Origin of the sequence: Nonomuraea sp. NPDC049758, assembly GCF_040674635.1 — a bacterium.
GTDB lineage: Bacteria > Actinomycetota > Actinomycetes > Streptosporangiales > Streptosporangiaceae > Nonomuraea.
In genome coordinates this window covers 312,361-330,756 of sequence record NZ_JBFAMZ010000008.1, presented here as the reverse complement: position 1 = coordinate 330,756, position 18,396 = coordinate 312,361, and the positions used below count along the sequence as shown (strand labels likewise).

Genomic DNA, 18,396 nt, shown 5'->3' with positions numbered 1-18,396 from the left:
GCCGCCGGACCTTGCCCGCTGAATGGGGCCGGTTGTCGTCTGGCCCACCACGGCATGTGGCAGGGCGCCTCGCGACGGAGGTCAGTGGTCACCTCCCAGCGATGCCGGGACCGCAGTTCTCCGAGCGTCGCGAGAAGAGGCGAACCTCCGCCCCCAACGCTCGCGTGATCGACCACGTCACGAGTCGGGGCTGGGCGCACGGACCGACGCCTGCACATCGCCCACACGGGTACGGCTGAGGGACGGCGGCCAGGTCCACGTTCCCCGTGCCGTCAGCCCAGGCTCAGAACCGGTAGCGGAGAACGCGTGCCCCTTGCCGGGACAAGGCCGTGCTGCGGGCGGTGAGACGGGTCAGCGCCCGTAGGGGTTGCGGGAACCGGGCCACTTCCGGTGCGCGGGCGAGGATCCGTTCCTCGATCAGTTCGAGGCCGGCGTCCCAGGACTCGGGTTCGTGCGCGTCGTCGAAGCCCTGGGCGGCCTTGATGCCGAGTGCCTTGATGGTCGGGTGGTACTTCATGGCCCAGGCGGCGAAGCGGGTGTAGCCGTTGAGTGCGAGCTCACCCGCGGGGAAATGGCCGGTCAGCGCGCGGGTCATCGTCTGGAAGGAGTCGCCGGGCATGAAGGGGAGCAGCCCTTCGGCGACGATCATCGCCGGCCGGTCATCGGGGACGGCCGAGAGCCAGCCGGAGCCGGTGAGGTCGGCTCCGACCAGGTGGGAACGGCCGGGCAGGCGTTCGGCTCGCAGGTTCACCACTTCGGGGAAGTCGACGTCGTACCAGTCGACGCCCGGCGGAGGAGCACAACGGGACATCCTGGTGTCCAGGCCACAGCCCAGGTCGAGCACCACGCATCCGGGGTGAGCGGCGACGTAGGCGCGGACCACGTCGTCGAGCTTCCTGGCGCGCAGTGCCGTGGTGAGGACGAGGCTGGGCTTGACCTTCAGCCTGCCGAAGTCGTAGTCGATGGTGCCGGCCAGGTCGGCGGAGAGCGTGTCGCCGAGGATCGGATGGGGGAGCCCGGCGTCCAGGGCTCTTGCGTGGAGGGTGAGCAGCAGCGTTTCCTGGATCAGCCCGAGCTCGGGTTTCCAGCGGTGCATCGAGGTTCCTTAACGGCGTGGTGGATGGTGGGCCGCGAGGTTCTGCAGCCATGTCAGGGAGTCGTGGGCGGCCTTGATGCGCTCGGTGCGCTGCCCCTCGCCGCCCGCGATGTCGAGCCCTTCGTCGGCGATCTCGCCGAACGCGCTCAGGCTGTCGAGCTTGCGCTGGATGACCTTCTGCCAGGCGTCGTCCTCGATGCGGTAGTAGGAGGTGCGATCCCCGGGCCTTCGCACCTTCTCGACCAGGTCGATGGCCGTGAGAAAGCGCATGTTCGAGGTGAGCGAGGCCCGGCTGGCCTGGATGGCCTCGGCGATCTGGCCGGCGGACTGCTCGGCCGGGTCACAGATCATGAGCCAGCCGAGGATGCGTCCGGTGATGGGCGGCAGGCCCCACTCCTCGACGCAGAATGCGGACACCCGCTCCACCCATCGAAGCAGCCGGTCCTGCTGTTCCTCAGCGCTCATCGTCGCGTCCTCCCTTGGTGATCGTGTGCCGGTTCACTGTGTCATGGCGGCCACCGACTCGTAGGTGGGCGTCGGGGTGAGGCCGAGCACCGCGAAGCCGGCCTTGACGAAGTGCGGCGCGAAGAACGCCGGCGCCTCCTTGACCGTCACCCCGCTGTGCCCGAGCATGGCCCGCTCCCCAGTAGCTGCTAGTCATTTCAATCATGACTGAAACAACTAGCAATGTCAATCGACTCGACACCTCATGTCGGTGGTCTCGTCGCGCTGCTCTTCGGGCGGACGGCGGGGGACGCCCCTGGCGCCATCGATGTGTGGCCGTCGTCGGCGGCTGAGGTGGCGCGGGTCAGGCCGTCGTGTCGGTAGTCCGTGAGCGGCAGGCCGTACCTGGCGCAAAAGGAGCTCCCGTCGCCCAGCGCAAGGCCACGTGGTAGGTCAGGCGGCGTACCGGGCAGCGAGTGCTCGGCCGGCCTCGCCCGCCGCCTCCTCGGCGGTCTTGTGCATGATCGCCGCCATCTCGGTGAACTCGTCCAGGGCAGGGTTCACGCCGACGAGCGTGAACTCGCGCTCGACCACCGTAAGGTCGGCGCCCCAGATGTCGACGAGGATCCGGCGCAGGTAGTCGATGTTGTGGTCCCAGCCCGCGCGCGGGGTGCCGGGGCCGTAGGCGCCGCCGCGAGTGGTGACCAGGACGGTCGGCGTACCCTCCAGCAGGCGGATGCCCTGAGGCGTCCCGGCGATCGCGAGGTCGATCCAGGTCTTCGCGTGCTGCGAGACGCCGAAATTGTAGAGCGGCATCGCGAGCACGGCGCTCGTCGCCCGCTGCAGCTCGGCGGCGAGCCGCTCCGCTGTGGCGAGTGCCTCGCGCTGCGCGGCGGTGCGGCCCTCCTCCGGAATGTGACGGCTGGAGATCGCGGCCTCCCAGACGTGTGCCGGCAGCGGCTCCTGACCGAGGTGACGCCGTACCACCGGCACCTCGGGGCGGGCGGCCTGGAGCTCGTCGAGGACGAGGTCGGCGAGTGCGCTGCTGGCGGAGCGGTCGCCTTGGATGGTGGCGTCGACGCGGAGCAAGGACATGGGGATCTCCCTGACGGGTGAGCTAGTTGAATGTTCAAGTTGACAGTATGGCGCACCACTTGAATATTCAAATCGCCTGGTAGAGTTGATCTGTGAGCACCGAGCCCCTCCGCGGAACGCCCTCCGAGCACAAAGTGCCATGGCTGTCGCCCGACCAGCAGCGCGACTGGCGAGCGGTGATCGCGCTGATCATGACCCTGCCGCCCGCGCTGGACGCGCAGCTCAAGCGCGACGCCGGCGTGAACAGTTTCGAGTACCACGTGCTCGCGGCTCTCTCCGAGGCGCCCAACCGCACGCTGGTGCTCAGCAACCTGGCCGCGTTGGCGCAGGGGTCGCTCTCGCGGATCTCGCACGCGGTCACCCGGCTCGAGCGGTCCGGCTGGGTCGAGCGGCACAGCTTGCCCAACCGCGGTGGCCGCCACACGGAGGCACGGCTCACCGACGCCGGCTTCGCCAAGCTCAAGGAGATCGCCCCTGGTCACGTCCGAGAGGCACGCCGTCTCGTGGTCGACGCGCTGACGCCCGAACAGCTCGCCGCACTCGGCGACGCCGCACGGGCGATCACCGCCGTCACCATGGCAGAGGCGCCCGAGACATGCCGGGAGAGCGGTGACTGCTGATCCGGCAGACGCAGGGCGCCGTCGCACAGCATCGGGATCTCACCGAGTAGCGCGCCGACGTGCGGATCGGGCCTCCGGGGCGCGGGCGAGGCCGGCCCGGCTGCTGCCGTGACCGATCAGGACTGCTGGCGGGTGATGTCGACCATCCAGGTGATCCCGAACTGGTCCACGAGCGAGCCGGCCTCGTCCCCCCACAACTGCTCAGCCAAGGGCAACGTCACGGTGCCGCCCACGGACAGCCTCTCGAAGCAGCCAGGCGTCGCCGCCGAGGAATACCGCAACGTTGGTGCCCGGAGTGTGGGGCATCTCTTCCCGGACGCGGCGGGGGGCGGCCGCCGCCGCGCTGCGCCTGGGCAAGGACGTCAGGAAGGGCACGATGAGCTTCGACCCCGGCTCGGACCCCGCGCTACCGACCCGCAGCAGTTGACGGCCTGAGGTCCTCACGCCGCGCGCCCACACCGGCAGTGGTGTGGGCGTGCGGCGCGGGTCCGGGGTGGCATCGTGGGCCGTCAGCCGGCCACCCTGCCGAACAGGTGGTTGGCGGGAGCGTCCGGGTCGTCGCCGTAGAAGAACTCCGTGACCGCCTGGTGGAACTCGGCGCGGTCCAGCACGCCGGAGCCGTCCCGGTCGAGGGCGGCGAAGACCGCGGCGCAGTCGTCGCCGGGGACGCCGCCGACCGAGTCGAACATCTGCTGGAACTCCGTCTGGTCGATCCAGCCGTCTCCGTTGAGGTCCGCGAGGTCGAAGAAGCAGTTGGTCACCGGCTCGATCTGTGCCGGGTACAGGGCGCGGTCGGTCAGGGCCTGCCTGAACCCTTCGGTCATCTCCCGCAGGTCGACCTTCCCGTCACCGTCGCGATCCATCGGGGCGATCACGTGCGTCCAGAATGCGTCCATCCTCTCCGTGAGCAGGCGGGCGGTCTCGGAGTCCGGCGCGGCGCCGCGGACGGCGATGTAACGCTCGCTCATCATCCGGACGTCCCGCTGGGTGATGAACCCGTCGCCGTCGACATCGGCGCCCTTGAACCACTGGCCGTACTTGAGGTTTTGCAGTCGAGTCACGATTACGCAAAGTATTCGATCGATTACGGTAAAGCAAGCGGGGAGGGCTTCGGTGTCAACCTTCGAGGCGTGGCGGGGTGAAGGCGAGCACGTCGGGGTGAGGGCCGTCGTAGGGCTCCACGTCGACCAGCGCGCTGAGAGCACTGGGCCCTTGGGACAGCTGCGAGCACGGCCGATCCGCCGTGAGGACATTGGGATTGCCGTGGCGGTCCAGTGTCCCGCTCAGGCCTGGCTGCACCGGATCCCACCACGCGCCGGTGGACAGCTGGACGACGCCTGGCATGACGTCGTCCGACAGGACCGCGCCCGCCAGACAGCTGCCCCGGTCGTTGTGGATGCGTACGATCATGCCGTTCTCGATGCCGCGCGACGCGGCATCCAGCGGATTCATCGTCACGGGCTCACGGCCGCGGATCTTCGAGTCGAGGCTGTGGCCACCGTTGTCGTACTGGCTGTGCAGGCGTGAGGCGGGCTGATTCGAGATCAGATGCAGCGGGAACCGGCTCGACAGCTCGGCGCCGAGCCACTCCGCTGGTTCGAACCACTTCGGATGTCCGGCACAGTCGTCGTAGCCGAACGAGTCGATCTCCTCGGAGAAGATCTCGATCCGGCCCGACGGCGTCGGCAGGGGGAAACGCCGCGGATCTGCGCGGAGCGCCTCGAAGCTGCCGGGAAACGGTCCGGTCAACGCGGGCAGCTCGGCGGTGGAGCTGTGCCAGAAGTCGTCGAAGCCCGGCAACGCGGCAGCGTCGCCGAGTTTGGCCCTCGTCTGCTCGTACAGGTGCCGGACCCATTCGAGCTCGGAGCGCGACTGCGTGAACTCCTGCTCGTATCCGAGCCGGGAGGCCAGCGCGGCGAAGATGTGATGGTCGGTGCGTGACTCTCCCGCCGGCTCGCGGACCTTGGGCATCGCGACGAGGTGGGGATCGGAGAATCCGGCGGCGAAATCGTCGCGCTCCAAGCTGGTGGCGACGGGCAGGACGATGTCCGCGAACTTGGCCGTGGTGTTCCACCAGGCTTCGTGAACCACCACCGTGTCAGGCGTCTGCCAGGCTCGGGCCAGCCGGTGGAGATCCTGATGGTGGTGGAACGGGTTCCCGCCGCACCAGTAGATCAGGCGAAGCTCCGGCAACGTGAGGCGCTGTCCGTCGTAGCCGATGGTCCTGCCCGGATGCAGCAGGGTGTCGGCGATCCTCGCGACCGGGATGAAGTCCGGGACGGGGTTGGCGACCCCGGGCACCGCCGCCACGGAGGGACGGCCTCTGGCCACGCCTGTCGCGTCCATCGTGGCGTAACCTGCTCCCCAGCCACAGCCGGGCCGGCCCATCGAGCCCGCCATGGCGGCCAGCACGACGGACATCCAGATCGGCTGTTCGCCGTGGTCCGCCCGCTGCACCGCGTAGTTGACCATGATGAGAGAACGTCGCTCGGTCAGGCGGCGAGCGAGGTCCACGATCGCCTCGCGACCGATACCCGTGATCCTCGCCGCCCAGGCGGCGTCCTTGGGGACGCCGTCGAGCTCGCCGGTCACGTACGAGGCGAAGCGGTCGAACCCGACGCAGCACCGGCGGAGGAAGTCCTCATCGTGCCATCCGTTGACCAGCATCGTGTGGGCGATGCCCAGCATCGCGGCGGTGTCGGTGTTGGGGACGACGGGCAGCCACTCGGCGTCGAGGAAGCCGGCGACGTCGCTGCGGATGGGGCTGACGTTCACGAACCGCACCCCGGCCGCACGGCACTGTCGCTGCAGGTTCTGCGTCTGGTGCCTGGCCAGCCCGCCGGGGTTGATCTGGCTGTTCTTGAGGGCCAGCCCGCCGAACGCCACCACGAGCTCACAGTTGTCGGCTATCTCGTCCCACATCGGCATGCGCGACTGATAGCTCCAGGGATGCCCGCCGATCACATGGGGAAGGATGACCTCCAACGCGGCGGTGCTGTAGGTGTTGCGGGAGTCGGTGAACCCCCCGCCCAGCGCCAGGAACCGGTGGAGTTGACTCTGCGCGTTGTGGAACACGCCCGCGCTCGCCCAGCCGTACGACCCGCCGAACACCGCGCTGTCTCCGTGTTGCGAACGCACTCGACGGAGTTCGTCGCTCACCAGCGTGATCGCGTCGTCCCAGCTCACCTCCACGAAGGCGTCCGCGCCTCTGGCGGCGTCGTGGACGCGCGGCTGGCCGTTGAGCCAGCCCTTGCGCACCGCGGGGCGCAGTACGCGAGCGCCGTCGTCGGCGGCTGTCACCATGCCGGGGCCGATGGGTGACGGCACGGGGTCGTCGTCCCTCGGCTCAATTCGTACTAATCGCCCGGAATCGACCACTGCGATGAGACTGCCCCAGTGCGTCGCGACCGACATGCGTCGTTCCACCATGCATCCACCCCATCCCTGAAGTTCCCCCTGCTTCCGACCAGCTGTTGCTGGCGTCGCAGGGGCCTTCACTCCAGTCGACGGCCCGCAGGACGGAGACTTTCCCCCATGCCCGGCTGCTCAACCTCGCCAGTGCGCACCGGCTGCATCGTGACCGCGACGCCTCGTCCAGCACCCGGGCCGGCAGCTCCGGCTCGGTGATCATCGCCCGGTGCCCGGCGCCCTACGGGATCGGGCTGGTGTCCCCGGGGGCGAGGTGACCGTGGATGGCGTGCCTGATGTCAGGGTTGCGATATCTGTGCGAACCGTACGGTGACCGACAAGCCGCCTTCGGGGCGTGCGTCGGCGGTGAGGGTGGCGTGGTGAGCTCGCGTGACGGCGTCGACGATGGCGAGGCCGAGGCCGTGGCCGTCGCCGCGGCCGTGACGGTCGGGCGCCAGTTTCTGGAAGGGCCGGCAGAGGCGCTGGAGATCGTTGGCCGGGACGACCGGCCCGCTGTTGGTGACCGTGAGGGTCACCTGCGTGCCGGAGGTCTGGGTGGTGACCTCTACGTGCCCGTCCGGGTGGTTGTGGCGGATGGCGTTGTCGACGAGGTTGGCGACGAGGCTCCCGATCAGTCCCGGGTCCCCGGCCGTCACCGCGGGCGTCAGGTGTTCGGCGAGGTCGATGCCGCGTTCCGCGGCCTGCCGGCGGCGGGCGGCGAGCACTGTCCCGACGACGTGGGCGAGGTCGAGGGTGTCCCAGCGGGTGACGCCGCGCTCGCTGGTGGCCAGGGTGAGCAGGGCCTGGACGAGCCGCTCCTGGTCTCCGCTCAGAGCCAGGGCCTCCTGGCAGGCCGCGCGCAGGCTGCCGGTGTCGGCGTCGGGGTCGGCGACGGCGACTTCGAGCAGGGTGCGCAGGCCGGCCAGAGGGGTGCGCAACTCGTGGGAGGCGTTGGCGACGAAGTGGCGTTGGCTGTCGAAGGAGGCCTGCAGACGGGCGAACAGGTCGTCGAGGGTGCGGCCGAGCTCGGTCAGCTCGTCCATGGGCTCGCCGAGGTCAAGGCGCCGGTGGAGGCTTCCGGTGGACATGGTTCCGGCGGTGGCGGTGATGGCGCGCAGCGGGCGCAGGAACCGGTCGGAGACGAGCCAGCCGAGGGCCAGGGCGACGGGAATCAGCAGGACCAGGGCGACGGCGGATCCCATGAGGAGCTGGGGGAGGCCGATCCCGGAGTCGGCGGTCACTTTCGCCGTGGGCCGGCCCACGGTGGTGGCCGCGTCGATGCCGGCGAGCGGGACGGCGACGAGGACGAGCACGAGCACCCCGGCGGCGTAGAAGCCCGCCGCGTAGGCGAGCGCGAGCCGCGTCTGCAGGGATCTTCTGGCCAGCGTCATGACGGTCCGATGCGGTAACCGCCTTCGCGGACGGTCTCGATCACGGGCGGGTCGCCGAGTTTGGCCCGTAACCGGTGCATGGTGTGCTTGACGGCGCTGCTGAAGGGGTCGGCGGCCTCGTCCCAGACGCGCTCCAGCAGTTCCTCGGCGGAGATGACCAGGCCGGGCACGGCGAGCAGGCATTCGAGCAGGGCGAACTCCCTGGGGCTCAGCTCAAGGCGCCGCCCGGCCCGGAACGCGGTGCGGCGCGCCGGATCGAGGGTGATGTCCCCGCACGCCAGGGTCGGCGGGAGCGGCGGGGTGGCGCGCCGGCCCAGAGCGCGAACGCGGGCGACCAGCTCGGCGAACGCGAACGGCTTGGGCAGGTAGTCGCCTTGGGGGTGGCGATCGTCGTACACCGCAGAAAAGTGCCATTTGACGGCAAGCTCCCGCTCGCCCGCTGAGCCCGTGCCCGCCGTCGGCCGGCCCGACGCCGCCCGCGGGCTTCAGGCTGTAGACGGCCCCTCCCTGGGGCCGGGGCGCGCCACCTGGGCGGCCGACCGGTGATCGCTCCGACGGGCGAAGGCGGTGTCTGGATGCGTGAGCAGGCGGCGTGCCGGAGGTGAGGCACGATGGCGGATGTCAGGGCGAGGGGGTGCGATGGGATGATGGGCCCGTTATGACCGCCTCCTTGCCGTTCCGTCTCGCCCGTGCCGCGGTGTTCGCCGTGGTCTGCGTGGCGCTGGGCGTGCTGGCGCACCTGTTCGGCGGGGGATCGGTCACGGGACCGGTGACGGCCGGTGGGCTGCTGCTGGCGTTCGGGGGCGGGGTCGTGGCCTCGGCGCGTGAGCGCACGCTGGCGGTGATCCTGCCGTTGCTGGCCGGCATGCAGGTGGCGCTGCATGTGCTGTTCTCCCTCAGCCATGCCGCGGACGCCTACGCCGCGCTCGTCCACGGCCATTCGGGGCTGGTGCCCGGCGTCGGCATGCTCGTCACGCACGCCGGTGCCACCGGGCTGATCGCCCTGTGGCTGGCCCGGGGCGAGGCCGCCCTGTGGGGGCTGCTGCACCGCCTGGCCGCGCGGCTGTGCCGGGTCCTCCTGGCGCTCTTCCCACGTCCGCCGCACGAGCCGGCCGTCGTGGTGACGGCGCCCGAGCCGGGCCGGCTGCGCTCGGCGGTGCTGGCACACGCCGCACCCACGCGCGGCCCGCCGTGCACGCAGGTGATCGCTTTCTCCGGCTGACCCTCATGGTGAGGCTGGAGTACGTCGTCATGCCCGGCTCCGTCCGGGTTCGCGTGGCCGCCGACGTCGCGGCCGCGTCAAGCGCCCCTGCCTGATCCGCCTCCGGCGCGGTGGGAAACGCCACCGTGCGCCGAGGCCTGCCTGGAAAGGCCCACCATGCACTCTCTCCGTTCGCGTTCTCCGCTTCTTCCCGCCGCGGCGCTGGCCGTGGCCGTGCTCGTGTCCGGCTGCGGCGGCCAGAGCACGACCGCGTCGACCGCGTCGGCGTCCCCGGCGGCCGCCACTGCCGCCGCCAGCCCTTCGCCCGCTCTGACCATCACCGACCCCTGGATCAAGACCGGCGGAAAGGGGATGACCGCCGCCTTCGGCACCCTGGTCAACAACACCGACGCGGAGCTGACGGTCGTCTCCGGCACCTCGCCGCTGTCTCCGACGGTCGAGCTGCACGAAGTGGTGGACTCCGGGGGCAAGATGGTGATGCGCCCCAAGAAGGGCGGGTTCGTAGTACCTGCTCATGGTTCTCACCAGCTGGCGCCCGGTGGTGATCACATCATGCTGATGGGGGTCACCGGGAAGGTGGAGCCAGGCGCCGAGGTGCCCTTCACCCTGACCCTCGCCGACGGTTCCACCCTCCAGTTCACCGCGATCGGCAAGGACTTCGCCGGCGGCAAGGAGAACTACCAGCCGGGCGAGGGCAAGCACTGATGGACGCCCACACCGGCAGCAGGTCCCGCCTGACCCGGCGGGGCCTGCTGGCCTCGACCGCGGCCGCCGCGGCCGGCGCGCTCGCGACACAGGCCGCTTCGGCGGGCCCGGCCCAGGCTGCTTCGCCGGGCTCGGCGGTGGAGCCCTTCCACGGCCCGCACCAGGCGGGGATCGCCACCGTCCCGCAGGCCCACGCCGTCTTCGTCGGGCTGGACCTGCGCGAGGGCGTCGGGCGTGAGGCGGTGGCCCGGATGATGCGGCTGCTGACCGACGACGCCCGCCGCCTGAGCGCGGGCGGTCCCGCCCTGGCCGACACCGAACCGGAGCTGGCGGTGCTGCCCGCCCGGCTGACCGTCACCTTCGGGTTCGGGCCCGGTCTGTTCGACGCGGTGGGCCTGGCGGACGCGCGCCCGTCCTCGCTGAAGGCGCTGCCCCGCTTCTCCATCGACAAGCTGCAGAGCCAGTGGAACGGCGGCGACGTGCTGGTGCAGATCTGCGCCGACGACCCGCTGACCGTGGCCCACGCCCTCCGCATGATCATCAAGGACGCCCGCGCCTTCACCCGCGTCCGATGGGTCCAGCGCGGGTTCCGGCGGGCCGCCGGGGTGCAGGCGTCCGGGCTGACCCAGCACAACATCATGGGGCAGCTCGACGGGACCGCCAACGCCGTCCCCGGGAGCCCTGTCTTCGACCGGGTGGTGTGGGCGGGCGCGGACGCGCCCGCCTGGCTGCGGGGCGGCACCACGCTGGTGCTGCGGCGGATCCGGGTCGAACTGGAGACCTGGGACGCCGCCGACCGGGTCGCCAAGGAGTTCACGGTCGGACGCCGCCTGGACACCGGCGCCCCGCTGACCGGAACCGCCGAGCACGACCCGCCCGACTTCGCCAAGCTCACGCCCGTGGGGTTCCCGGTCATCTCCGAGTACGCCCACATCAGGCGCGCGCACAGCGCCGACCCGGCCAAGGGGATCTTCCGTCGCCCCTACAACTACGACGAAGGGCTCACCGCGGCCGGACACCCTGACAGCGGCCTGCTCTTCGCCTCCTACCAGGCCGACGTCGGCGCGCAGTTCCTGCCGATGCAGCGCCGGCTGGCCGAGGCCGACCTGCTCAACGAGTGGACCACGCCGATCGGATCGGCGGTGTTCGCCATCCCGCCGGGCTGCCCGCCCGGCGGCTGGATCGGGCAGGGACTGCTGGCATGACGCGAGGGGGCCCGCCGGCCTGGCGGCGCGACCTCGGTGTCAGGTCAGCGGTCCTCTGGTGACAGGCGGCGCAGCAGGTACGTGTCCATGATCCAGCCCTTGCGGTCGCGGGCCTCGGCACGCAGCCGCCGGATGCGTTCACCGACCTCCGACACCGGCCCCGACACCAGGATCTCGTCCGGTGTCCCGAGGTAGGCGCCCCAGTAGATGTGGAAGTCGTCGAGACCGGTGAAGGAGCAGTGGGCGTCGAGCATGACCACCACGTCGTCGGCGGTGGGGCCCTGCTCGGCCAGGCGGCGGCCGGTGGTCAGGTGCGTGGGCCGGCCGACCTGGGTCAGGCCGATGCGGTGGCGGGCGGTGAGGGCGGCCACGCTGCTGATGCCGGGGACGACCTCGACGTCGAACGTGACGTTCCCGCGTCGCCGGATCTCGTCGAGGATGGCGAGCGTGCTGTCGTAGACGGCCGGGTCGCCCCACACCAGGAACGCGCCGGTCTCGCCGGCGCCCAGCTCGTCGTGGATGAGCGCTTCGCAGGCCAGCGAGCGGCGCGAGCGCCAGTCCTCGACGGCGGCGGTGTAGGCGGGGGCGGTGCGGTCGCGTTCCGGGTCGCGGGCCTCGGCGATCCGGTACGGCTCCCGGCCGTGCTCGGCGATCAGGTCGAGGCGGAGCTGGATCAACTCGTGCTTGATCTCGCCCTTGTCGACGATGAAGAACACGTCCGTGGCGGCGATGGCCTTGACCGCCTGCAGGGTGAGATGGTCCGGATCGCCGGCGCCGATCCCGATGACGAGAAGCCGTTTCACCCGCCAAAGTCTGCCAGATAGGCAGATATACGATATCCCTCGCACTTTGCCATAGAGGAGGACCGTGAACCTGGCCGAGCAGGGCGACGCCTTCGCCGTTTCCCGTCAGGAGCGGCTTGCCGAGGAGATCCAGCTGACACGGCGCGACGCGTGATCACGGTCGTCGGGATCGGCGCGGACGGCTGGGACGGGCTGGCCCCGGGCTCGCGCCGCGCGGTGGAGGCCGCCGACGTGCTCATGGGCAGCGTGCGGCAGCTCGACCTCGTGCCCGCGACGGCCGCCGAACGCGTGGCGTGGCCGTCGCCGCTGCTGCCCGCCCTGCCCGCGCTCATGGACCGGTACGCCGGCCGCGAGGTCTGCGTGCTGGCCAGCGGCGATCCGATGTTCTACGGCATCGGCTCGACGCTGGTCCGGCTGCTGGGCGCGGAGCGCGTCATGGTGCTGCCGCACGTGTCGTCGTTGGCGCTGGCCTGCGCCCGGCTGGGCTGGCCGGCCGAGCAGGTGGACGTCGTCAGCCTGGTGGGCCGTCCGCCCGCGGCGCTGGCCGCCGCGCTCCAGCCGGGCCGCCGGGTCGTCGTGCTGGGCGCGGGGCCCGACTCGCCGCCGGTGGTCGCCGGGTTGCTCGTCCGGCACGGGTACGGACCCAGCCCGATGACGGTGCTGTCGGAGCTGGGCGGCCCGCGGGAGTCCGAACGGCGGGGCACGGCGGAGAGCTGGGCGGAGGGCCAGGCGTCCCCGCTCCACGTGATCGCCGTCGAGTGCGTCCTCGCCCGGGACGCCGAGCCCCTGGCCAGGGTGCCGGGACTGCCCGACGGTGCGTACGAGCACGACGGGCAGCTCACCAAGCGGGAGGTCCGCGCCGTCAGCCTGTCCCGCCTGGCCCCGCTGCCCGGCGAGCTGCTGTGGGACGTGGGCGCGGGGGCGGGCAGCATCGCCGTCGAGTGGATGCGCAGCCACCCGTCGTGCGCCGCCGTGGCGATCGAGAGCCGGGCCGACCGGGTGGCCGCCGTCCGGCGCAACGCCGAGCGGCTCGGCGTGCCGTCGATGCGCGTGGTCGAGGGCAAGGCCCCCGGGGCGCTGGACGGGCTGCCCGAGCCGGACGCGGTGTTCGTCGGCGGCGGCGCGACCGCCCCCGGCCTGCTGGAACGCTGCTGGACGGCGCTGCGCCCCGGCGGCCGGCTGGTGGTGAACGCCGTGACCCTGGAATCCGAGGCCGTCCTCGCCCACTGGTACGGCAGGCTCGGGGGCGACCTGGTGCGCCTGGGCGTCCAGCGGGCCTCGCCGGTCGGCGGGTTCACCGGCTGGCGGGCGGCGATGCCGGTGACCGTCTGGTCGATCACAAGGAAGGAACAGCCGTGACCGTGTGGTCGATGACGGAGGAGGACCGGCCGTGACCGTGTACTTCGTCGGAGCCGGTCCCGGCGCCGCCGACCTGATCACCTTGCGCGGCCTGCGCCGGCTGGAGGCCTCGCCGGTCTGCCTGTACGCCGGGTCGCTGGTGCCGCGCGAACTGCTCGACGCCTGCCCGCCCGGGGCCAGGCTGGTGAACACGGCGGACCTGACGCTCGACGAGATCGTCGCCGAGCTGGCCGCCGCGCACCGCGACGGTCTCGACGTGACGCGGCTGCACTCGGGCGACCCGTCGGTGTTCAGCGCCGTGGCCGAGCAGATGCGCAGGCTGGACGCCCTCGGCGTGCCGTACGAGGTGGTGCCGGGGGTTCCGGCGTTCGCGGCGGCGGCGGCCGCGCTGGGCCGGGAGCTGACCGTGCCCGGCGTCGGCCAGACGGTCATCCTGACGCGCACCTCCGCCCGCGCCACCCCCATGCCGGACGGCGAGGACCTCGGCACGCTCGGCGCCAGCCGGGCCACGATGGTGCTGCACCTGGCCGTGCAGCGGATCGACGCGGTGGTCGCCGAGCTGCTGCCCTCCTACGGCCCAGACTGCCCGGTGGCCGTGGTCGCGCGGGCGAGCCGGGCCGACGAGGTGATCCTGCGCGGGACGCTGGCCGACATCGCCGGACAGGTCCACGACGCCGGGATCCGGCGGACGGCCGTGATCGTCGTGGGCCGGGTGCTGTCGGCGACGCAGTTCCCCGACAGCCACCTCTACAGCGACGCCAGGGAGCGGGCGTGCGGCGGGTCCTGATCCTCGGCGGCACCGCGGAGGCGCGGGCCCTGGCCGCCGAGCTGGCCGCCGATCCCGGGCTGCACGTGGTGTCCTCGCTGGCGGGACGGGTGAACAACCCGCGGCTTCCCGTGGGCGAGGTGCGGGAAGGCGGCTTCGGGGGGCCGTCGGGCCTGGCCGCGTGGCTGCTGGCGGAACGCATCGACGTGCTGGTCGACGCCACGCATCCGTTCGCGGAGCGGATGACCGCCTCGGGGGTCGCGGCCTCGTCGGCGACCGGCGTGCCGCTGCTGGTGCTGCGGCGTCCGGGATGGCGGGAGGGGCCGGGCGACGCGTGGCTGCGGGTCGGCTCCCTCCAGGCGGCGGCCGGGCTGCTCACCACGGACCGCTGGGGCGCGGCCGGCCGTGAGACGCGGGTCTTCCTCACGACCGGGCGCCGGAGCCTGCCGGTGTTCGCGCCGCTGCCCGGCGTGTGGCTGCTGGCCAGGTCGGTGGACCCGCCGGAGGGGCCGGTGCCGGCGAACGTGCACGTCCTGCTCGACCGCGGGCCGTACACCGTCGAGGGGGAGCGCGCCCTGATCCGGGAGCACCGCCTGGACGTGCTGGTGACCAAGGACAGCGGCGGCGGCATGACCACGGCCAAGCTCGGCGCGGCGCGCGAGCTCGGCCTGCCGGTGATCATGGTCGATCGGCCGCCGCTGCCCGCGGGCGTCCGCGCCACGGACAGCGTGGCGGCGGCGGCAGCCTGGGTTCAGGGGTAGCGGCGCGGGGTGTAGACGACGCCGCCTTCGGTGGCCCGGGTCGTGGACGAGCCGATGATCAGCAGGCAGCGCATGTCCACCTGGCCGGGGTCCAGCTCGCCGAGCGTGGTGACCGTGACGCTCTCCTGCGGGCCGCCGACATCGCGGCCGATCACCACGGGGGTGTCCGGCTCGCGGTGCTCCAGCAGCAGGTCCCGGGCGGCGGCGACCTGCCACGTACGGCTGCGCGAGGCCGGGTTGTAGATCGCCAGCACCAGGTCCGCCCGCGCGGCGGCGGACAGCCGGTCGGCCACCACCTCCCACGGCTTGAGCAGGTCGGACAACGACAGCACGCAGTAGTCGTGCCCGAGCGGCGCGCCCGCCCTGGCCGCGACCGCCTGGGCGGCGGTCAGTCCCGGCACGACCCGCACCGGCACGTCCGGGAAGTCGGCGGCGGCCTCGAGCACGGCGCTGGCCATGGCGAACACGCCCGGGTCGCCGGACGACACGACCGCCACGCGGGCCCCGTCCCGGGCCAGCTCAAGGGCGTGCCTGGCGCGTTCGGCCTCAACCCGGTTGTCGGTGCGGTGGCGGCGCTGGCGCGGGTTCGGAGCCACCCGGTCCACGTACGGGCCGTAGCCGACGAGGTCGGTGGCCGCGGCCAGCGCCTCCTGCGCCTCCGGCGTCAGCCACGGCCGCCCCGCCGGGCCCAGGCCGACCACGGCCACCTCGCCCCGCCCCTCGCCCGCCGGGCGCTCGGGGACGAAGGTGCGCTCGGCCGGGCTGGCGAGCAGGGCCAGCGAGAAGTACGGGACTCCGTCGGGGTCCACGTCCTTGAGCGGGGCGACCCGCTCGGCGCCCATGGTGGCGCGCTCGACGTACCAGGCGTCGTCGAGGCGGCCCGCCTCGGCCAGCGCGTCGCGCACCTTCCCGAACGTGCGGCCCAGCTTGAGCACGGCGGCCGAGTCGGTCTCGCGCAGCCGCTCGGCCAGCACCCGCGCGGGCAGCGTGCCGGGCAGCACGGTCAGCACCTCGTCCCGCTCGACCAGCGGCCGTCCCAGCACGGCGGCGGCGGCGCTGACCGAGGTCACGCCGGGCACCACCTCGGTCGGGTAGCGGTGGGCGAGCCGCTTGTGCATGTGCATGTAGGAGCCGTAGAACAGCGGGTCGCCCTCGGCCAGCACGACCACGGTGCGGCCCGCGTCCAGATGGGCGGCCAGGCGCTCGGCGCAGTCGGCGTAGAAGTCGTCGAGCGCTCCCTGGTAGCCGCCGGGGTGGTCGGTGGTCTCCGTGGTCAGCGGGTAGAGCAGCAGCTCCTCGATCTGACCTTCGCGCATGTACGGCAGCGCGATCGAACGGGCGATGCTGCGGCCGTGCCGGGCGGCGTGGTAGGCGATCACGTCGGCCTCGCCGATCAGCCGGGCCGTCCTGACCGTGACCAGCTCGGGGTCGCCGGGGCCCAGGCCGACTCCGTACAGGCGTCCTGACATGGTCGTCACTCCGTCTCGTTCGCGAGGGCGTTGATCGCGGCGGCCGTCATCGCGCTGCCGCCGCGACGGCCGTGCACCACCAGGTACTCCAGGTCGCCGCCGGCCAGCGCCTGCTTGGACTCGGCCGCGCCGATGAAGCCGACCGGGATGCCGAGCACGGCCGCGGGGCGTCCGGCGCCCTCGGCCACCAGCTCCAGCAGCCGGAACAGGGCGGTCGGCGCGTTCCCGATCGCCACCACCGCGCCCTCCAGGCGGTCGCGCCACAGCTCCAGGGCCGCGGCGCTGCGGGTGGTGCCGAGGCGTTCGGCCAGCTCGGGCACGCGCGGATCGCCCAGCGTGCACAGCACCTCGTTGCCCGCGGGCAGCCTGCGCCGGGTCACGCCGGAGGCGACCATCATGGCGTCGCACAACACCGGCGCGCCGCCGCGCAGCGCCTCCCTGGCCCGCGCGACCACCTGCGGCGACCAGGCCAGGTCGGTGACGAGGTCGGTCATGCCGCACGCGTGGATCATGCGCACCGCCACCTGGGCGACCTCGGGCGGCAGGCCCGTGAGGTCGGTCTCGGCGCGGATGGTCGCGAACGAGCGCCGGTAGATCTCGGCGCCGTCGCGGATGTAGTCGCTCACTCCTGGCGTTCCTCGTATCCGTTGATGGTTGCGATCAGCTGGCGGACCGGGCCGCGCGGCAGGCCGCAGCGCCGCTCGCAACCGGCCCAGTGGACGGGCGTGGCGGGGGCGCGGCCGAGGCCGCGCACCCATTGCCGGGCATCGGCCCGCACGTCGGCGAGCGCCTTCGCGCAGCCGGGACGGCCGGTGCAGGCGGTCACCCCGGTCCAGGGGGAGTCCGGGTCGGTGGCGAGCCCGGCGGCGGCGAGCGCCCGCTCGGTCCCGTCCGCCTCGCCGGTGGAGAGGTCCGGCAGGACGACGGTCCGCCAGGGTGTCAGGCGCAGCGGCCGGCCGAGGTCCGCGAGGGCTCCGGCCTGGTCGGACGTCAGGCGGCCGAGCGGCACGAGCGCCTCGATCGCCACCCGGCCGTCCCGCTGCGCGATCCTGCCCGCGGACGGGCGGCGCGCGGAGACGGGGGCTGGCGGGGCCTCCGAGGCGTTGGCCGCGTTCGCGGCGTTCGGGGCGTTCGCGGCGTCGATCGGGCTTGGGTCGGCGGCGCGCAGGCGGGTGGCGATTCTGGCGGGGCCGTCCGGGAGGTCGCGGATGCGCCAGGCGCGCGGGCCGTCGGGGGACAGCTCGTCCAGGAACGCCTCGGCGGCGTCGATCATGAGCGGGACGGCCGCGTCCGGGGCGACGGTCAGCCCGGTGTCGGCGCCGGCGAGCAGCAGCCGTCCGGTCGCCACGTAGGTGACGTCCGCGCCGAGCCCGGCGACGTCCCGCGTGCCGTCGTCCAGGGCGAACAGGAACCGTCCCGGCAGCGCGGCCAGCCGGGGCCGCGCGCACAGCGCCCGGTCCAGGGCGTCCGCCATCGCCAGCACGTCCAGCAGCCCGTCGGGACCGCGGCCGCCCAGCGGCGAGGCCAGGATGTTGCGCACCCGCTCGTGCGCGGGCGACGGCAGCAGCCCGGCCGCCGCGATCCGCCCGGCGAAGACCTCGGGCGAGCGCAGCCCCCGCACCTGGACGTTCGCCCGCGACGTCAGCTCGATCACGCCCGTTCCCAGCTCGGCCGCGCACCCGGCGAGCACGCGGAGCTGCGCGGCCGACACCGCGCCGCCGGGCAGGCGCACGCGGGCGAGCGGGCCGTCGGCGGCCTCGTGCACCTGGAGCGCCCCCGGACAGGCATCGGGACGCGTACGTCCGGAAGATTCACCTACGGGCACGAAGGGATCGTAACGCCACTTCTGGGACGGGTCGCTCCTGCCGTAAGCTTCGGCGTAGACGATGGCAATGGGAGGAAGCCGGTGCGAATCCGGCGCGGTCCCGCCACTGTGACCGGGGAGCGAACCCCACCACGAGGCCACTGTCCGGCGACGGACGGGAAGGCCGGGGTGAGCGTCGATCCGGGAGCCAGGAGACTCCTGCCGTCGTGTCACCCGCGACCGGGGCG

Annotated in this window: 19 protein-coding genes, 1 pseudogene and 1 riboswitch; of the genes and pseudogenes, 8 read left to right on the top strand and 12 right to left on the bottom strand. The window is 72.6% G+C overall.

Going from position 1 to position 18,396, the window contains the following annotated elements; genetic code table 11:
• Positions 1-283 precede the first annotated feature (283 nt).
• The 4 genes from AB0J46_RS23400 to AB0J46_RS23385 all read right to left on the bottom strand — a co-directional run bounded on the left by AB0J46_RS23400 (position 284) and on the right by AB0J46_RS23385 (position 2,635).
• Complete coding sequence (locus tag AB0J46_RS23400) at positions 284-1,096, bottom strand: class I SAM-dependent methyltransferase (protein ID WP_364335300.1); 813 nt, start codon at positions 1,094-1,096, stop codon at positions 284-286.
• 9 nt (positions 1,097-1,105) lie between these two features.
• Positions 1,106-1,561 (bottom strand): transcriptional regulator, encoded by a 456-nt coding sequence (locus AB0J46_RS23395; protein ID WP_364335299.1) that lies wholly within the window; start codon positions 1,559-1,561, stop codon positions 1,106-1,108.
• A gap of 33 nt (positions 1,562-1,594) precedes the next feature.
• A complete protein-coding gene (locus AB0J46_RS23390; RefSeq protein WP_364335297.1) occupies positions 1,595-1,729 on the bottom strand; it encodes a hypothetical protein in 135 nt (44 codons plus the stop codon).
• A 264-nt stretch (positions 1,730-1,993) separates the two neighbouring features.
• The gene (locus AB0J46_RS23385) at positions 1,994-2,635 is read right to left on the bottom strand and encodes an NAD(P)H-dependent oxidoreductase (RefSeq protein ID WP_364335295.1); all 642 of its coding nucleotides are present in this window, start codon (positions 2,633-2,635) and stop codon (positions 1,994-1,996) included.
• 92 nt (positions 2,636-2,727) lie between these two features.
• On the opposite strand from AB0J46_RS23385, the gene AB0J46_RS23380 reads away from it, so the two are divergent.
• Positions 2,728-3,255 (top strand): MarR family transcriptional regulator, encoded by a 528-nt coding sequence (locus AB0J46_RS23380; protein WP_364335293.1) that lies wholly within the window; start codon positions 2,728-2,730, stop codon positions 3,253-3,255.
• Between the two features lie 286 nt (positions 3,256-3,541).
• Positions 3,542-3,682 carry a hypothetical protein gene (locus AB0J46_RS23375; RefSeq protein ID WP_364335291.1) on the top strand — a complete coding sequence of 47 codons (141 nt, stop codon included), beginning with the start codon at positions 3,542-3,544 and terminating at the stop codon, positions 3,680-3,682.
• A gap of 82 nt (positions 3,683-3,764) precedes the next feature.
• Here AB0J46_RS23375 and AB0J46_RS23370 read toward each other — a convergent pair whose 3' ends face one another.
• The 4 genes and pseudogenes from AB0J46_RS23370 to AB0J46_RS23355 all read right to left on the bottom strand — a co-directional run.
• Positions 3,765-4,316, bottom strand: a complete 552-nt coding sequence (locus AB0J46_RS23370) for an EF-hand domain-containing protein (protein ID WP_364335289.1) — start codon at positions 4,314-4,316, stop codon at positions 3,765-3,767.
• A 55-nt stretch (positions 4,317-4,371) separates the two neighbouring features.
• The gene (locus tag AB0J46_RS23365; protein WP_364335287.1) at positions 4,372-6,684 is read right to left on the bottom strand and encodes a molybdopterin-dependent oxidoreductase; all 2,313 of its coding nucleotides are present in this window, start codon (positions 6,682-6,684) and stop codon (positions 4,372-4,374) included.
• 278 nt (positions 6,685-6,962) lie between these two features.
• Positions 6,963-8,054, bottom strand: a complete 1,092-nt coding sequence (locus tag AB0J46_RS23360; protein WP_364335285.1) for a HAMP domain-containing sensor histidine kinase — start codon at positions 8,052-8,054, stop codon at positions 6,963-6,965.
• A pseudogene (locus AB0J46_RS23355) lies at positions 8,051-8,425 on the bottom strand (response regulator transcription factor); the annotation flags it as partial. The pseudogene AB0J46_RS23355 and the gene AB0J46_RS23360, both read right to left, overlap by 4 nt.
• 299 nt (positions 8,426-8,724) lie before the next feature.
• Here AB0J46_RS23355 and AB0J46_RS23350 point away from each other — a divergent pair.
• The 3 genes from AB0J46_RS23350 to AB0J46_RS23340 all read left to right on the top strand — a co-directional run bounded on the left by AB0J46_RS23350 (position 8,725) and on the right by AB0J46_RS23340 (position 11,186).
• The gene (locus tag AB0J46_RS23350; RefSeq protein ID WP_364335283.1) at positions 8,725-9,276 is read left to right on the top strand and encodes an MFS transporter; all 552 of its coding nucleotides are present in this window, start codon (positions 8,725-8,727) and stop codon (positions 9,274-9,276) included.
• Between the two features lie 156 nt (positions 9,277-9,432).
• Positions 9,433-9,981 (top strand): copper chaperone PCu(A)C, encoded by a 549-nt coding sequence (locus tag AB0J46_RS23345; protein ID WP_364335281.1) that lies wholly within the window; start codon positions 9,433-9,435, stop codon positions 9,979-9,981.
• Positions 9,981-11,186, top strand: coding sequence for a Dyp-type peroxidase (locus AB0J46_RS23340; RefSeq protein ID WP_364335279.1), 1,206 nt, complete (start codon positions 9,981-9,983; stop codon positions 11,184-11,186). The genes AB0J46_RS23345 and AB0J46_RS23340 overlap by 1 nt, the downstream gene beginning before the upstream one ends.
• 44 nt (positions 11,187-11,230) lie before the next feature.
• Here AB0J46_RS23340 and cobF read toward each other — a convergent pair whose 3' ends face one another.
• On the bottom strand, positions 11,231-11,989 hold the full coding sequence (gene cobF / locus AB0J46_RS23335) for a precorrin-6A synthase (deacetylating) (RefSeq protein ID WP_364335277.1): 759 nt from the start codon (positions 11,987-11,989) through the stop codon (positions 11,231-11,233).
• Between the two features lie 150 nt (positions 11,990-12,139).
• Between cobF and cbiE the strand changes: the two genes are divergently transcribed.
• From cbiE to AB0J46_RS23320, 3 genes are read left to right on the top strand one after another with little or no spacing between them, the layout of a single operon-like run.
• Positions 12,140-13,348: a precorrin-6y C5,15-methyltransferase (decarboxylating) subunit CbiE gene (gene cbiE / locus AB0J46_RS23330; protein WP_364335275.1), complete on the top strand. Its 1,209-nt coding sequence runs from the start codon at positions 12,140-12,142 to the stop codon at positions 13,346-13,348.
• A gap of 31 nt (positions 13,349-13,379) precedes the next feature.
• Entirely contained in the window at positions 13,380-14,135 is a 756-nt protein-coding gene (gene cobM, locus AB0J46_RS23325; protein WP_364335273.1) for a precorrin-4 C(11)-methyltransferase, read from the top strand.
• On the top strand, positions 14,120-14,875 hold the full coding sequence (locus tag AB0J46_RS23320; RefSeq protein ID WP_364335271.1) for a cobalt-precorrin-6A reductase: 756 nt from the start codon (positions 14,120-14,122) through the stop codon (positions 14,873-14,875). Before cobM ends, AB0J46_RS23320 begins: the two co-directional genes overlap by 16 nt.
• On the opposite strand, the gene cobJ is transcribed toward AB0J46_RS23320, so the two are convergent.
• From cobJ to cobG, 3 genes are read right to left on the bottom strand one after another with little or no spacing between them, the layout of a single operon-like run.
• The gene (cobJ, locus tag AB0J46_RS23315) at positions 14,866-16,344 is read right to left on the bottom strand and encodes a precorrin-3B C(17)-methyltransferase (RefSeq protein WP_364335270.1); all 1,479 of its coding nucleotides are present in this window, start codon (positions 16,342-16,344) and stop codon (positions 14,866-14,868) included. The two genes, AB0J46_RS23320 and cobJ, sit on opposite strands and share 10 nt — an antisense overlap.
• A 5-nt stretch (positions 16,345-16,349) precedes the next feature.
• On the bottom strand, positions 16,350-16,970 hold the full coding sequence (locus AB0J46_RS23310; protein WP_364335268.1) for a precorrin-8X methylmutase: 621 nt from the start codon (positions 16,968-16,970) through the stop codon (positions 16,350-16,352).
• Positions 16,967-18,169 (bottom strand): precorrin-3B synthase, encoded by a 1,203-nt coding sequence (gene cobG, locus AB0J46_RS23305; RefSeq protein WP_364335266.1) that lies wholly within the window; start codon positions 18,167-18,169, stop codon positions 16,967-16,969. Before cobG ends, AB0J46_RS23310 begins: the two co-directional genes overlap by 4 nt.
• Positions 18,170-18,240: 71 nt before the next feature.
• Positions 18,241-18,367, top strand: a riboswitch (cobalamin riboswitch).
• Positions 18,368-18,396 lie beyond the last annotated feature (29 nt).